Annotated in this window: 13 protein-coding genes; 4 read left to right on the forward strand and 9 right to left on the reverse strand. The window is 50.0% G+C overall.

Annotation, left to right across the window (positions count from 1 at the left end; genetic code table 11):
* Window positions 1–20: 20 nt before the first annotated feature.
* Both BRW63_RS18065 and BRW63_RS18070 read left to right on the forward strand, forming a co-directional pair.
* Window positions 21–1,433, forward strand: coding sequence for an ABC transporter substrate-binding protein (locus BRW63_RS18065; protein WP_073073642.1), 1,413 nt, complete (start codon window positions 21–23; stop codon window positions 1,431–1,433).
* A 10-nt stretch (window positions 1,434–1,443) separates the two neighbouring features.
* Window positions 1,444–2,490, forward strand: coding sequence for a PstS family phosphate ABC transporter substrate-binding protein (locus tag BRW63_RS18070; protein ID WP_073073644.1), 1,047 nt, complete (start codon window positions 1,444–1,446; stop codon window positions 2,488–2,490).
* A gap of 8 nt (window positions 2,491–2,498) precedes the next feature.
* Here BRW63_RS18070 and BRW63_RS18075 read toward each other — a convergent pair whose 3' ends face one another.
* The 6 genes from BRW63_RS18075 to nadA all read right to left on the reverse strand — a co-directional run bounded on the left by BRW63_RS18075 (window position 2,499) and on the right by nadA (window position 9,969).
* Window positions 2,499–5,813 (reverse strand): PAS domain-containing protein, encoded by a 3,315-nt coding sequence (locus BRW63_RS18075; RefSeq protein WP_073073646.1) that lies wholly within the window; start codon window positions 5,811–5,813, stop codon window positions 2,499–2,501.
* Between the two features lie 15 nt (window positions 5,814–5,828).
* Window positions 5,829–6,266 carry a response regulator gene (locus tag BRW63_RS18080; protein WP_073073648.1) on the reverse strand — a complete coding sequence of 146 codons (438 nt, stop codon included), beginning with the start codon at window positions 6,264–6,266 and terminating at the stop codon, window positions 5,829–5,831.
* A complete protein-coding gene (locus BRW63_RS18085) occupies window positions 6,263–7,981 on the reverse strand; it encodes an ATP-binding protein (protein WP_223257429.1) in 1,719 nt (572 codons plus the stop codon). Before BRW63_RS18085 ends, BRW63_RS18080 begins: the two co-directional genes overlap by 4 nt.
* Window positions 7,899–8,540 (reverse strand): hypothetical protein, encoded by a 642-nt coding sequence (locus BRW63_RS28995; protein ID WP_223257426.1) that lies wholly within the window; start codon window positions 8,538–8,540, stop codon window positions 7,899–7,901. Before BRW63_RS28995 ends, BRW63_RS18085 begins: the two co-directional genes overlap by 83 nt.
* A gap of 11 nt (window positions 8,541–8,551) precedes the next feature.
* On the reverse strand, window positions 8,552–8,827 hold the full coding sequence (locus BRW63_RS18090; protein ID WP_073073650.1) for a helix-turn-helix domain-containing protein: 276 nt from the start codon (window positions 8,825–8,827) through the stop codon (window positions 8,552–8,554).
* 182 nt (window positions 8,828–9,009) lie between these two features.
* Window positions 9,010–9,969: a quinolinate synthase NadA gene (nadA, locus tag BRW63_RS18095; protein WP_073073652.1), complete on the reverse strand. Its 960-nt coding sequence runs from the start codon at window positions 9,967–9,969 to the stop codon at window positions 9,010–9,012.
* 190 nt (window positions 9,970–10,159) lie between these two features.
* Between nadA and BRW63_RS18100 the strand changes: the two genes are divergently transcribed.
* On the forward strand, window positions 10,160–12,601 hold the full coding sequence (locus tag BRW63_RS18100) for an endonuclease MutS2 (RefSeq protein ID WP_073073654.1): 2,442 nt from the start codon (window positions 10,160–10,162) through the stop codon (window positions 12,599–12,601).
* Window positions 12,602–12,654: 53 nt separating this feature from the next.
* Here BRW63_RS18100 and ilvN read toward each other — a convergent pair whose 3' ends face one another.
* Window positions 12,655–13,200: an acetolactate synthase small subunit gene (gene ilvN, locus BRW63_RS18105; RefSeq protein ID WP_425320467.1), complete on the reverse strand. Its 546-nt coding sequence runs from the start codon at window positions 13,198–13,200 to the stop codon at window positions 12,655–12,657.
* A 160-nt stretch (window positions 13,201–13,360) separates the two neighbouring features.
* On the opposite strand from ilvN, the gene BRW63_RS18110 reads away from it, so the two are divergent.
* Complete coding sequence (locus tag BRW63_RS18110) at window positions 13,361–13,732, forward strand: BON domain-containing protein (protein ID WP_073073655.1); 372 nt, start codon at window positions 13,361–13,363, stop codon at window positions 13,730–13,732.
* Between the two features lie 105 nt (window positions 13,733–13,837).
* On the opposite strand, the gene BRW63_RS18115 is transcribed toward BRW63_RS18110, so the two are convergent.
* The gene (locus BRW63_RS18115; RefSeq protein WP_073073657.1) at window positions 13,838–14,677 is read right to left on the reverse strand and encodes a hypothetical protein; all 840 of its coding nucleotides are present in this window, start codon (window positions 14,675–14,677) and stop codon (window positions 13,838–13,840) included.
* Between the two features lie 238 nt (window positions 14,678–14,915).
* Window positions 14,916–15,770 (reverse strand): RNA polymerase sigma factor SigF, encoded by an 855-nt coding sequence (locus BRW63_RS18120; protein ID WP_397428402.1) that lies wholly within the window; start codon window positions 15,768–15,770, stop codon window positions 14,916–14,918.
* Window positions 15,771–15,803 lie beyond the last annotated feature (33 nt).

The raw sequence follows: 15,803 nt of genomic DNA on the forward strand, positions 1-15,803 counted from the left end.
TCTTTTCACCTGGCTGCTTTATGTCTCAGAAAAATGAAACTCCGGTTCTGATTCTGTCACTCTTGATCACGGCTGCACTATTGGGGACAGGCTTTTGGCTGCTGATGCCGCGATCGCCCGTCAAGCCTGATCCGTTAGCCACAACGAGCCAGAATTTATCGACCAACGATCGCCTCAGTCAAGGTGAACGAATTTTAGTTCCTGTAGAAAGTAGGGCAGACAATCCAGCGTTTGCTCAGGCAAAGCAGGCGGGAGTCGCGGCGATCGTGGCTCAACAATATGGTCAAGCTGTGACCCAGTTTGAGTCAGCCCTGCAAAAGTCTCGCAATTCGCCCGAAACGCTGATCTATCTCAACAACGCTCGAATTGGAAGTAACAAATCTTATACGATCGCCGTTGCCGTTCCAGTCAGCGCTGATCCTAACGGCAGCTTAGAGATTTTGCGAGGGGTGGCTCAGGCACAGAGCGAAGTCAATCAGGCAGGCGGCGTAAAAGGTCTTCCGTTAAAGGTGGCGATCGTCAGTGATGATAATAATCCTGAAATCGCTCAACAATTGGCGAATACATTGGTGCAAAAGCCTGAAGTGCTGGGAGTCGTGGGACACTATGCCAGCGATGTGACTCTTGCCGCCGGGAGTGTCTATAACACTGGCGGGCTGGTGTGCATCTCTCCGATTAGCACAACCGTCAAGCTCTCTGGCTTCGGGAAGTATATTTTTCGTACAGTGCCGAGTGACTATATCGCGGCGGGAGCTTTGGCAGACTACACCGTCAAAACCTTACAACAGAAGAATGTAGCGGTATTTTTCAATTCTCAAAGCGCTTACAGTCAATCGCTCAAATCGGAATTTAGTCGCGCGATCGCTCTAACCGGAGGACAGGTGTCAGGCGAATATGATTTGTCGGCCCCCGATTTTAGTGCAGCGACGGCGGTCGATCAGTCGTTAAAACAAGGCGTAAAAGCGCTGATGCTGGCACCTAACACAGGCACCCTCGATAAAGCGCTTCAGGTAGTGCAGGTTAATCAGCGACGGATGACTCTGTTGGCAGGTGATGATGTTTATGCGCCCAAGACTTTAGAGGTTGGCGGACAGCAAGCCGTCGATATGGTGATTTCGGTGCCATGGCATATTAATGGCAATCCCGGTTCTGTCTTTGCCAAGAAGTCGCGATCGCTGTGGGGCGGCGATGTCAACTGGCGCACGGCGATTTCTTACGATGCGGTTCAGGCGCTGGTGGCGGCGCTTCAGCGTGACCCGACTCGATCGGGCGTTCAGCAAGCGCTTTTGTCTCCAGATTTTTCGGCAATGGGTGCAGCAGAGACGGTGCGATTTTTGCCATCGGGCGATCGCAATGTGGGCATTCAGCTTGTGAAAGTGTCGCGGGGCGATCGATTCGGTTCAGGCTTTGATTTTGTTCCAGTCCAACGATGAGAATTATTTTATGTCTCAAAAAAACGAAACGCCCGCGCTGATTCTTTCGCTTTTGGTGACATCTGGATTGTTAGGCGGTGGGTTTTGGTGGTTTACTCAGCGGTCTGGTTTTGATGCAAGCAAGGTAGCTCTGCCCAATCCACAAAATAGCGCTACTCCTTCAGCCAATTCGTCAAGCCAGCCCAATCCGTCGGCAACTAATCTTACTCAACAACCGCTACCTTCTGGACGGTTTAGCTATGGAGGCAGCACGTCTTGGGCAACGATTCGGCTGTCGGTTGACCCAGTTTTGCAAGCGGCTCATCCAGAGTTTCAATTGCGCTATGTCAATCCGATCGGAAGTCCACCGAGTTCGGGTGCTGGCATCAAGATGCTGTTAGACGGGCAGATTGCCTTTGCTCAATCGTCGCGTCCGGTTTCGGATCAAGAATATCAACAAGCGCAGCAGCGAGGATTTAGCCTCAAGCAGATTGCAGTCGCGATCGATGGGTTGGCAGTGGCGGTCAATCCTGGTCTTAACGTTGCCGGGTTAACGATCGACCAGTTAAAAGCCATTTACAGTGGTCAAGTCAAAAATTGGCAAGAAGTCGGCGGATCTAATGTGCCGATCGTGCCGCTGTTTCGATCTTCAAGTACTCAGAATGTATTTGGCGAAACCGTTCTCGCGGGGCAGCAGCCAGGGGGAAACGTGCAAATTGTTTCGACGACGACTCAAGCGCTGCAAAAACTCGCTGCCACTCCTGGAGGAGTTTATTTTGCGTCCGCGCCAGAAGTGGTGCCTCAATGCACCGTCAAGCCGTTAGCGATCGGAAAATCGCCCGGTCAGTTTGTGCCTCCTTATCAAGCGCCTTTAGTGACGAATTGCCCGACTCAACGCAATCAGTTAAATATTCAGGCGTTTCAGAATGGCAGCTACCCGATCACCCGCAATTTGTTTGTAGTGGTGAAGCAAAACGGCGGCACTGAACAACAGGCAGGAGAGGCGTATGCGAATTTGCTGCTGTCAGATCAGGGGCAGGATGCGATCGCTAAAGCAGGGTTTGTGAGAGTTCGGTAAACGTAGGTTTAAGCTTTGTGCAAAGTGCTAATTGCATCAACGAGTTGCTCTAGATCAATCGGTTTTGACAGATGGAGTTGAAAGCCTGCTGCCAACGCCTGCTGCTGATTGGAGTCTCCCGCGTAAGCAGTCAGGGCGATCGCTGGAACATTCCCCCCTTGCTCTGATAACCGCGATCGAATCTGCTGCATCAGTTTATAGCCGTCCATTTCGGGCATACCAATGTCACTGATTAACACATCGGGTTGAAACGATTCCAGGCAGGCTAACCCTTCAGCAGCGGAGGCAGCGGCCAAAACCTCTGCGCCATATTGAGTCAGTACTGCTGTGAGCAATTCACGAGTATCCGGTTCATCATCCACAATCAGGACGTGAATGCCCGTCAGATCGAGTTCCGGCGCGGGTGATTTATCGGACTGGCTCCCTTCTGGCTCAGCATCCAGCAAAGGCAACCAAACGGTAAACGTTGCTCCTTGCCCTTCACCCTGGCTATCAGCAGCGATCGTGCCACCGTGCGCCTCAACCAACTGACGAACGATCGCTAACCCTAACCCCAGTCCGCCATACTGACGAGTTGTTGAAGCATCTTCCTGGCGAAATGAGTCAAAGACATGCGGCAGAAAGTCGGGGTTGATGCCTTTGCCCGTATCGCTGACTGTTATTTGTGCCTGGTTAGCGCTGCGCTCTAGCCGAATGTCTACCCGTCCATGATTAGAAGTGAATTTGATCGCGTTAGACAGTAGATTCCAAACAATTTGCTGGAGCCGCCCTGAATCGCCCGACACTCGCCCAATCTGAGGTAGCACCGAATGTAACAAAATTGATTTGGCAACGGCGGCGGTTCTAACCGTCTCGATCGCCGACTCAATGACAAACACCAGATCGACGGGAGCGACATTCATATTGAGCTTGCCGCGAAGGATTTTTGCGATATCAAGCAGGTCATCAATCAGTTGACACTGCAATTTGGCATTGCGTTCAATGGTTGCCAGAGCCTCAGATGTTCTAGCCGCATCCCATTTTCGGCTTTGCATCAGTTTTGCCCAGCCCAAAATCGGGTTGAGGGGCGATCGCAACTCATGCGAGAGAACTGCCAGGAATTCATCTTTGAGCCGATTGGCACGTTCAGCTTCGACTCTGGCGAAGCGCTCTTGTTCTAGCAAGCGTTTGCGATCGGTGATGTCTTGCACGTTGCCCAGCATTCGGACTGCATTACCCGCCGCATCATAAAACACCTGACCTCTAGACGCGATCCAGCGATCGCCCTCCGGATGCAGAATTCGATAATCCGACTCATAGTAACCTTGCTGCTGCTGGACAGCACAACTCACTGCTTCGGTAGCGGCGGCGAGATCGTCCGGGTGCAAATAAGTTTTCCACTGCTCATAGCTGGCTTCTGGGGTGGCTGGGTCAAGTCCAAACAGTTGGCAGTACTCTTCCGATACCTGTGCCTTATTTTGGATCATGTCCCAATCCCACAGACCTGAGCGCGTTGCTTTGTGCGCTAACCTCAAGCGGTTAGTACTCTCCTGCAAGGCTTGTTCTGCCTGTTTGCGATCGGTAATGTCTTCGGCAATCCCAGCAAACCGATAGATCTCACCAGCTTCATTTTGCAAGGGAAAACACCGATCGTGCACCCAGCAAATGCGACCGTCGTCTAAAACAATCCGGTACTCTTCGTCAAATTGCCCCGCCGCCGCTTTTGCTGCAAACGCTTTGTCAACCCATTCGCGATCAGCGGGATGAATATAACTGACCCAGACTTGTTGATCGGCGTATATCGCTTGCGGGTTAAGCCCCCACAGGCGATCATAGGCAGGGCTGACGTAAGAAACTCGGTTAGCGGGCATCTCTTTGATCCAGAAGACTGCATCAATATTTTCGGCAAGCTGGCGGAAGCGGGTTTCACTCTCTTGCAACGCTTCCACGTCTCGTTTACGTTCGGTGATATCGAGATCAATCCCCGCCATCCGCACGGGCTGACCGTTTAGATCATAAAAGACTCTGGCCTGAGTCAAGGCCCAGCGCACCCCCCCCTGCGGATGCAGTGCCCGAAATTCGAGGTTATAGTCTTCTCCGGTCGTGATTGCCCGATCGATCGCGGACAGCACTCGCTCACGATCGTCTGGGTGCAGGAGGGAGTTAAACATCTCAAAGGAGCCGTCAAACCCGCCGGGTTCTAACCCAAACAGGGCTTCCAGGTTATCAGACCAGGTAATTGTTCCAGTCTGAATATCCCAGTCCCAGGTGCCCATACACGAGGCTTGCATCGCCAACCGCAAGCGTTCTTCGCTCTTTCGCAGTTCCGCTTCGACCTGGTTGCGTTCCGCCAACTCATCTTGTGCCTGCTGATATAGTTCTGCCTGTCGCAAGGCAATGCTGACCTGAATTGCCAGTTCTTTGAGCAGATCGACTTCTAAGGCTTGCCACGATCGCGGTGCCGCACAGTGATGTGCAATCAGCAAGCCCCAAAAATGGTCGTCGTGCAAAATCGGCACTACCAAGTTTGCCTGCACTTGAAACTGAGCCAACAATCTAATGTGGCACGGGTCAATATTGCTGCTGTGAATATCTGGGATCGCCGTTACATTTCCTTGGCGATAGCGTTTGACGTAATCCTCGGCAAAGGCGACATCGTGAGTCACCGATTCGGGGCGGCTAAAGCGAAGGTAGTTTTCGGCAAGGCAGGGATCATATATGGACAAGTCCAGCAGCGATCGCCACTCTGCCACCACCGATTCGGCAACCACAGTGCCGTTGCCATCGGGTTGCAACTGAAAAATCAGCACGCGATCGGTATGCAGAAATTGCCGCACCGTGGCGGCCGTGGTTTGGAGGATCTCATCCAGATTGAGGGATTGATGAATTTTCTGGGTAATCTGCCAGACGACCTGTTCTCGTTCGATCCGCTGTTGCAGTTGGGTGTGTAGCCGCACCGTGGCGATCGCTCCATTCACCGCCAGATACAAGCCTTCGGGGGTAATTTGCTCCTTCACCAGATAATCTTGAGCGCCCGCTTTCATTGCTCGCACCGCGATCGCCTCATTCCCCTGCCCCGTCACTACAACCACTGGCAGACAAGGTTGGGGCGTGGGGGAGGGCAATTGCGCCAGAAACTCCAGCCCATCGAGATCGGGCAAGCGATAATCGAGCAATACCGCATCCGGTCGGTGCTGCCGCCAAAGCTCCAGCCCTTGCTGCCCTAGCGATGCTTCTAGAATGGTGTAGGAATAGTCCGGGTCGTGCAGCAAATAGCGCTGGTAGAGTTCTCGATCTTCCGGCGAGTCATCGACAATTAGAATCGTGCGCGAGATCACATTCATGGTTTAATCTTCAAATCAATTGGGGAGCGTGGTCACTTCAAACCAGTAATCAACCAGCAGTTGCACATCTCGCTTTAGTTGAGCAAAATTAATTGGCTTAACGATGTAGCTATTGACTCCAAATTGATAGCAGTCTTCAATGTCTTTTGGGTTGCTAGACGTGGTGAACACGACAACCGGAATGCTTTTCAGGTTTTTATTTTGTTTAATTTGGCGTAACACTTCTCGTCCATCGGTTCCCGGCAGATTCAAATCCAGCACAATTAGACCAGGACGGGGGGTAATTTGATCGATATAATCGCCTGTTCGATTGAGGAACGCAAGTGCCTGTTCGCCGCTGATACAGCGCTGAATGGAAATTGGAGTGGACGATCGGCGCAAAAATCGTTGCAGTGCCTCAAAATCTTCATTGCTGTCTTCCACAATTAACAACGGGGTGGGTCTGGCAATCATGCGTCTGCCTCCGCTGCCAGGGTGAAGTAAAACGTGCTGCCTTCAGCCGGAATTGATTTTACCCAAATTCTGCCGCCGTGCCGTTCCGCGATTTTGCGGGCGATCGTCAGCCCTGCCCCTGTGCCGCCGCCAAAGTCGTCCCGTCCATGCAGACGGCGAAAGATCTGGAAGATTTTGTCGAGGTGCTCTGGCGGAATGCCAATGCCGTTATCACCCACATAAAATGTGATCGGAGAAACGTTTCCTGCCCCTGCAATTTCTCCTTCCTGTCCTGCCAGATAGCCAATTTCTATCCATTTTTCTGCTTTGTTGTTGTATTTAATCGCGTTGCTAATCAAGTTGGTGAACAGTTCATTCACCTGAGCGCGATCGCATTTAACCTCCGGCAGGAAACGAGGAATGCGAAACTCGACTTCATTTTGCGGTCGGGCGATTGTCAGGGTGGCGATCGTTTGATGGACTAACTCATCGAGGTTCACCGTTTGGCGCATCAATTCGGCGCGTCCCAATCGAGAGAAATGCAGCAGCGAATTGATCAGGTCTTCCATACGTTGCGTCAGCCGCACCATCGTTTGCAGTTTTGCAACGCCATCGCCATCTAATGCCGTTGCATAATCTTCCATCAAGAAGTTGGCATAGTTGTGAATGCCCCGCAGTGGTTCTTTCAAATCGTGGGAGGCGATGTAAGCAAACGAATCGAGTTCTTCATTGCTCCGCTGCAATTCAAAATTCATTAGCGCCAATTCGTCTGCCTGCCGCAACACCACGCCCACCAGCAAACTTCGCAGTTCAATCACGGCTTCAATTTCGCAAGGTTTCCAGGGCAGCGCAGAAGCCCGCACTGTTTCCTGCCACAAATCAAACGATCGCCGCGGAGACATTCGCAAACTGTTGTCTGCTAAAACTTCGACGGGTTTGTTGGGGTTGCCGCCCCAATTTACGGTTTGAACCACCTCCGGGCGAAACCAGAGAATGTAGTTGTGGTGAACTTTGGAAATTTCCAGCGCTAGCACCCCACTGGCGATCGCCTTGAACGACTCGGCAGCGGGATAATTTTGGGAGAGCGATCGCGTTTCAAATAAGCTTTGATGAAAGTGAGGTTTCATCCAGTTGAGTAAGGCACGAACGTCCGCTTCAGCAGGGGTTTCACCCACGCAGATGCATTGGCTGGCGCTACAGATCACGGCTCCGGTTGCATTCACCAGTTGCAAAAGTTCAGGTTCCAGTTGCACCATGCCATCCAGGAAATACTCAGTCTGAGATAACGCTTCAATGAACTGGGCTTGTAATGTCTTTAACTGCACTTTGTAGGCTGTGTCTTCGTTGGTGACTTTATTTGCCAGTTCTGCCGACATCACCTGCCCAATAAACTCGCAAACTGTGCGGATATTGTAGGAAACATATTTGGGAGACAAATGATGGCAGGCAATCAATCCCCACAGCTTTTGATCCTGCATCAGCGAAATGGACATGGAAGCAGTCACGCCCATATTTTGCAGATATTCCAGGTGAAGGGGAGACACACTTCGCAACACGGACAAACTCAGATCAAGCGGTTGCTGAGTGACAGGATTGTTTGTCGGAGTTAACGCGACAGGCTGGTAGCTGACATCGGGAATTAGCCGCAGCCAGTTAAGGGTATACAGGTGTCGAGCTTGCTGGGGAATGTCGGAAGACGGATAGCGTAAGCCCAGAAGGCGTTTTCTGGTTGGTATCTTCTGCGATCACGCTGCCTGATTCCTCCGCATCAAACTGATAGACCATGACGCGATCGAAGCCAGTAATTCGCCGGACTTCTTTGACAACCTCTTGACACATTTCCAGCAGCGTCGGTGCTTTTTGAATGCGGGTAATCGTGCCTTTCACTTGATGATAAAAGTCGAAAAAGTTGGCATGACTCTCGATGGTATTCGGCTCTAATTCCAGCACAATGAACGAATCTAGGCGATGCACAATGCCATCAAACGCGATGGATTGATGCTGCCGCTCGATCGATAAATTGAGCGGATTAACGCTCTCAAAATCCTCTGTCAAACATTGCTGAATTAGCTTAACCTGCTCGTCACCCAATAAATCTGCCAACGGCTGACCTAGCAATTCCTCGGCAGAGCGATTGAGCAGTTCAAACGTGTTGCGGCTTACCTGAAGGATTTCTAGATTGGAACCGTGCAAAACTAGCAGCACCCCATGAGGTTGAACCAGTCCTGGAATGTGGATCGGTTCGCGATCGCAGTTAGTTAAATCGATTGTCAAATCCAGCGTTTCGTCAGACATTATTTAGATTCTTAAATTTCTCGTTGATTTGGCAGTGCTTCTGGAAAATGGCGATCGAGTAACTGTTGACACTGCTGCGATCGCTCTGCTTCAAGAGTGGTGCTTATCTCTTTCAGCATGGCTTTAATCTGTTTTAGTGCCAGGGGAGAGGGTTGCATATGGGTATTTTCCCATCGATTAACGGTGCTGTAAGTCACACCTAAAGCAGCGGCAAATTGTTCTTGGGTCAATCCAGTTAATTGCCGAAGTTCACGAATTAACCGACTAATTTCAGGTTGCTTCAGCATATTTACCTTCAGCACGAAATTCTAGTGTTTTTTGTGTAAAGCACTATGGCAAACGCTACAGAAAATTGTACCTTAGCCTATGAATTCACTTCTTTGTCTTCTAAAAGATTTAATAAGTTGGGTTTTAACGCAATGGTTGAAACTGAGATCGGAGCGGTTGGGTTGAATCGACATGATCAGTATTAGATGCTCATTTCTAGCATTCTTTGAATTGGACGTAGGGCAGCGAGGCGAGTCTGTTCAGGCAAGGTGATTTCTGGCGATCGAGTCTTCATTGCCAGATACAACTTTTCTAATGTGTTGAGTCGCATATGAGGACACTCGTTGCAAGCACAGTTGTTCACTGGCGGAGCGGCGATGAATTGCTTGTTAGGGGCAGCTTTCTGCATTTGATGAAGAATCCCCGCTTCGGTTGCCACAATAAAAGACTCGCTTGAGCTTTTCTGGCAATAGTTCAACAAAGCCGTTGTCGAACCGATGTAGTCGGCGTGGCGCAACACCGCAGGTTCACATTCTGGGTGAGCGATCACCTCAGCTTCAGGATGCTGAATCTTGAGTTGCACCATTTTCTTCTCAGAAAACGTTTCGTGCACCATGCAGCTTCCTTGCCAGAGCACCATTTCTCGCCCAGTTTGTTCGCTGACATACTTACCGAGGTTGCGATCGGGCGCAAAAATAATTGGCTGATCGGCAGGAATTTGACGGACGATCGACACTGCATTCGCGCTGGTGCAAATAATGTCACTCATTGCCTTAATGTCTGCTGTGCAATTTATGTAAGAAATTACCAAATGATCGGGATGTTTTGCCTTAAATTGGGCAAAGGCATCGGGCGGACAACTATCGGCAAGAGAACAACCCGCGTCTAAGTCTGGCAGCAACACCAGTTTGTTAGGATTGAGAATCTTCGCGGTTTCTGCCATAAAATGCACGCCTGCGAAAACAATTACGTCGGCCTCAGTTTTAGCAGCTTGTTGCGAAAGCCCCAAAGAGTCGCCTAAATAATCGGCAACGTCTTGAATATCAGGATCTTGGTAGTAGTGCGCCAAAACCACCGCATTGAGTTCGCGCTTGAGGTCAGCGATCGCACCAAACAAATCACGAGGCAAGCCGACTTTGGGAGAAGAAAGAGTAGTAAACACAATGGCAACCCGAAAACGATGAACCTCTATTCTAGTATTTATAGTTTAATTTACCAAAAATATCAAGACAAGTTTTAGCAGAAGCTACCACTTAAAAAATGAGATCTATCCCTTGTCAGATTCACTCCCCATTCTTCCTCCCGCATCCTTCTAGAATGGGATTAGTAGCCTTTACCGAAACTTTCAAGCTTTGATCCAATCGGAGACTTTAGAACTATTGGAGTGGTCGCGCCTTTGTCAGCACTTAGCGACATTTGCAGCGACGAAATTAGGTGCGATCGCCGCCCGTCGGCTCAAAATTCCGGCTCGTCAAGCAGACACGCTGACGCTGTTAGCGCAAACTCAAGAAGTCTATAGCTTAGAGAGTCGGTTGCCCAGTGGGTTGCGCTTTGACGGCATTGACGATATTGGTGAAGCGATCGAACGTGCCGCCCTGCAAGGCATTTTGTCAGGAGCCGAACTGCTGGCGATCGCCAAGACATTATCAGGTGCTAGAACGCTGCGACGGACGATCGACAACCAAGACGAGATTCCCGTCTTGAGTGTTCTCGTGTCTGAGCTACGAACCTATCCTGAAATTGAGCAGGAAATTTATCGCTGTATTAACGACGACGGTAAGGTGAGTGAGCGGGCGAGTCCTAAACTGGCTGAGATTCGGGCAAAGCAGAAACAACTGCGCGATCGCATTTACGATTTGCTGCAACGACTTATGCAGCGTCAGGCAAACGCCATTCAAGAGCAACTGATCACACAACGCGACGGGCGATATGTTGTTCCGGTGAAAGCGCCTCAAAAAGATGCCGTTCCGGGCATTGTTCACGATACGTCGATGAGCGGGGCAACGCTTTATGTCGAGCCAAACTCAACGATTCAGTTCAACAATCAACTTCGACAGCTCCAGCGTCAAGAACAGGTTGAAGAAGAAGCCGTTCGACGAGTCTTGACAGAACAGGTTGCTGCGGTTCAAGACGACTTAGAAAGACTGCTCGTGATCTGCACCACGCTGGATCTGGCGACGGCTCGGGCCCGCTATAGCCTTTGGTTAGAAGCCAATCCGCCGCGGTTTATCAACTATGTGGCTAGAGAAAATGTGTCTCCTGAAGTCGTGACGCTGCGTCAACTTCGCCATCCGCTGCTCGTTTGGCAACAGCGGCATGAACAGGGTCGATCGGTGATTCCGATCGATTTGTTCATTCAGCCTCAGATTAAAGTTGTGGCGATTACAGGGCCCAATACTGGAGGAAAAACCGTCACGCTCAAGACTTTCGGATTAGCGATTTTGATGGCAAAAGTCGGATTGTTTATCCCGGCTCGTGAGCCTGTAGAGTTGCCCTGGTTTGATCAAGTTCTTGCCGATATTGGCGATGAGCAATCGTTAGAGCAAAGCCTTTCAACGTTTTCGGGTCATATCCGGCGGATTAGTCGCATCTTGAATGCGCTGACAGTTGATGAAGACTCAACGCAGTCAGAGAATTCTGATTTAAAACTCGTCTCAAATTCTCTCGTTTTATTAGATGAAGTCGGAGCCGGAACCGATCCGACCGAAGGTAGTGCGCTTGCGATCGCGCTGCTCAAATATCTCGCCGATCACGCAGCACTGACGATCGCCACAACCCACTTTGGCGAACTTAAAGCGCTTAAATATGAAGACGATCGCTTTGAGAATGCCTCGGTTGAGTTTGATGATGTCTCTTTGTCTCCCACTTATCGCTTGCTGTGGGGCATTCCTGGACGATCGAATGCGCTGACGATCGCGCGTCGCCTCGGACTCAAAGAAGACATCATTCAAAGCGCTCAAGAACAGGTAGGCGGTGCCTCTGAAGATGTCAACCAGGTAATTGCAGGATTAGAATCTCAACGGCGACGACAAGAAACCAAAGCCCAAGAAGCGGCAAAAATCCTGGAGAGTGCCGAAAAACTGTATCGGCAAGTCTCCGACAAAGCTGCCAATCTCCAAGAACGGGAGCGATCGCTGCAACAGGCGCAAGAAAAAGCTGTTCAGGACGCGATCGTTGAGGCAAAGTCTGAAATTGCGAAAGTCATTCGCCAACTGCAAAAGGGCAATGTCACCGCTCAAGATGCCCAACAAGCCACTGATGCCTTAAACCGCATTGCTGAAAAACAGCTTCCTTCTCGCCAACCTGCCAAACCTAAACCGGGATTTCGTCCGCAGGTGGGTGATAAAGTCCGCATTCCTCGATTGGGGCAAACTGCGGAAGTGATCAGTGTTTCAGACGATGAAGAACTGGTCGTGCGGTTTGGTTTAATGAAGATGACCGTTCCTTTGCAGGATGTTGAGTCTTTGACGGGCGAAAAACCTGCCAAGCGAGAAGAGCGCAAATCCGACGATCGTAAATCTGAGGAAAAAACTCCGCCACCTCCCACGCCAGCAATTCGCACGTCTCGCAACACCATTGACATTCGTGGCAATCGGGTTGCCGATGCTGAAATTTTGCTCGATCGAGCGATTTCTGAAGTCGGTGGAGCGATTTGGATTATTCACGGTCACGGCACGGGGAAACTGCGGCAAGGCGTTCATGCATTCTTGCAGCAACATCCGCGCATCCAGCGATTTGAGTTGGCTCCTCCAGAAGACGGTGGTTCTGGAGTAACGATCGCCTATCCGATTTAGTGAAGTTTTACAGAAATCTCAGTTCAACAGATTTACGGATAATGACTAGACGCTCAAACTTTAGCTTCCAGTGATTTGAGAAATTCGGTATTAACGCCTGATTCACGGGTCAGCGCGATTTTGCCTGTGCGAGCGATTTCGCGGATTCCAAACTTATTTAGCACCTGAACGATCGCGACCATCTTCCCTGGATCGCCTACTACTTCCAACGTCAGCGAGTCTTCTGACACATCCACAACTCGTGCGCGGAAAATTTTAGCGAGTTCGACAATTTCCGACCGATTCGTGCTTCCGGCGTTCACTTTCAGCAACATCAACTCCCGCTCCACACAGGGAACTTCGGTAATGTCTTGCACCTTGATCACATTAATCAGCTTGTAGAGTTGTTTGGTCAACTGCTCAATGGTGCGATCGTCTCCCGGCACCACCATTGTGATTCGTGAAACGCCCATTTGCTCGGCTGGGCCTACCGCGAGACTTTCGATATTAAACCCCCGACGGGCAAACAATCCAGCAATCCGAGTCAAAACCCCGGCTTCGTCTTCAACCAGAACAGAAAGGGTGTGCTTCATCGCCGTATTGGTCAACAGAAAAATCAAGTTTTCCTATTCTATCGTGCAACTTCACGAATACTATTGTGTTTGCCCAAACAGCTTTATATCCTCTCGATCGGATATTATTCTCGCTGTAGGTAGATGCGCTGTGGTGCTCTAACCGTTCTAATTAATTGTGTAGATTTTACGTGGAGCAAAGGCTTTTATGGGTTGGTTACAAAGACTGTTCGGGCAAGAAAAACCCCCAGATCCTCAGCAGGCAATTAGTGGGCAGCCAGTGGCTCAAGCCCCAATGGATGCCTCTGCTGGTTCCCCGGCTGCTGAAGCAATTCCGCCTGAAAGAGTCGGTTTAAATGGCGAATATGACCAAAGCGGGTTAGCAAAACGAGTTGCTCTGGCGTTTGATCAAGATTCTGAAGTCGCTGACCTAGATCACGTTTATGTGGCTCAAACAGGCACCACTGTGGTGCTTAAAGGTAAAGCACCCAGCCAAGAAATCGTCAATAAGCTGGTTGAAATTGCCAACAATGTCAACGGTGCATCGGCGGTTAGTACCGATCAGGTTGAGATTGGCTAATTCACCAAGCTTTTCTAATCTCGATATGTAGCTTGTGCAAACGGGCTACATTTTTTTGACTTGCTCTACCGCCCTGGTACAGGGTATCGAGCGAATGCCAATCGCTTAAACCCGAAACTGAAAGGTTGGCGCGATCGCGGTCGGTGAGCCACCTACTAAGGATGGTTTATCGCCCACGGCTCTCGATACTTCTATGCCGTTCTGTTCTAAAATCACGACCGGATCAGAGCCACCGTTGACTTCAATTCGCTTGACCAAAATTTGTCCGTTTGAGAGACGTTGACCTGCTCTGACATAGCGGGTCGTTGCCTCATTCGGCGCTTTGACGATCGCTTGTGGAACACCCCCTACTACCACAACCCCTGAAACTTCTACGGCTCTCGCTAGAGTTGGTTCTGGGAGCGGCGGTAGGGCAGTAATGGTGGGCGTAGAGGGTTTAGACGCAACGGAGGGAGTAGACGATCGAGAAATCTGTCTTCGAGAAATTGATCTTTGAGCGGGGGGAGTAGGCGACCTTCCAGAAGCGACTGACTGAGGAGCCTGACGAGAACTCGGGAGTTGAGGAGGGCTTGCAGTTTGATCGCCTGTTCCTGACCCGGATGTGTCATTTCCTGCGGGTGTGCCAGAGGTTCCCGCAGGGGTCTTAAAAGTGATTAGTGGAGCTAGACTTGCAAAGGGATCATTCTGGTTTTTCTTGACGTTAATCCCAGCTTGAACTTGACGTGCGCGCTCAGCTGGATCGGTCGATTGCAGCAGACCTGGGATTCGAGCGGCCGCTAGATTTGCTTTCTTGTCACCCGCCTTTTCAGAAACCAAAGGCCTTGAGAAGGGCTGCACCGCTGCTGGAGACGGACTTGCAGGAGGATTATTCGATTGCTCTGAGGCACAACCGCCAACCAATATAGAGAACGCTCCCACACAGGCAATCAAAGACTTCTTCTGCATTTCCTCTCCTCAAGAATTCCGCGCCGATAGGTTTCCAGCCCTGCCTGTTAAATAAAATTAAGTCAATCGCATCTACAAATGATTTTGTACTTCTGCAAAATGCTTAGTTTTGACTTTAACGGGAGAAACTTTGAATATCCCTAGTATGCCCTAAACTTTTGGCGATCGATACACTTTGTTTCACCCAAATAAAGCTGTTCGCTCGGAAGAATTGAAACGGCTGATGATGAAATACTCTCTAGTCTTCAAGTCCTACCATCAATTTTTGAAGTGATTCCAAGCCTTTTTTCACGCGACGGGAGACGGTGACAGCACTGATGCCCATGCGTTCTGCCGTTTCTTTTTGAGTCAAATCATGTAAAAAGACAAACTCTAGAACTTGTCGGGTTCTCATTTCTAGTTGAACAAGCGCCTGCTGCAAACGAATTTGATCTTCTTGAGCAAGTTGAAAGCTTCGATATTGATTATCCGGCACCAAATCACCGATCGTAGCGTTGCCGTTGTCTTCATCTCGAATAGGCGCATCTAAACTCAAAAGTGCCCGGTTTTGACAAGCTACTTTGATTTCTTGCCACTCATTCAAAGGGATTTCTAAGACGGCTGCCAATTCGGCATCAGTAGGATTGCGATGTAAGGTCGCTTGCAGATCGCGAATCACCCATACTGACTGACGCTGAAGCGCTTGCCATCGTCGCGGAATCCGCATTGAGGGGCTTTTGTCGCGTAAATAGTGCTGAATTTCGCCTCGGATATAGGGAATCGCAAATGAGCTAAAGGCGTGACCTTTAGACATATCAAATCGCTCGATCGACCGGATCAAACCAATGCAACCGACTTGCAGCAAATCTTCATAGCTTTCAGTGCATTGGTTGATCCAATGATGGGCTTCTTTTCTAACCAGTCCAAAATTTAGCTCGACAAGCTGATTGCGGGTTTGTGAAGAAGGAGACTTCTGATACTCCCGCAAAAGTTGCAAGCTTTCACTCCTCAGTTCATTGGCGATGAGAGTTGACATGACGAAGTTCAGTTGGTAGAGCGGGTCAATAAATACGCTAGACTCAGTTCTCAGAATTTCTTTAGAAACTGCTGTCATCGTTAACACCACTTTCAGAAGGCTACAGGAATT

This window comes from Phormidesmis priestleyi ULC007, assembly GCF_001895925.1.
Lineage (GTDB): Bacteria > Cyanobacteriota > Cyanobacteriia > Leptolyngbyales > Leptolyngbyaceae > Phormidesmis_A > Phormidesmis_A priestleyi_A.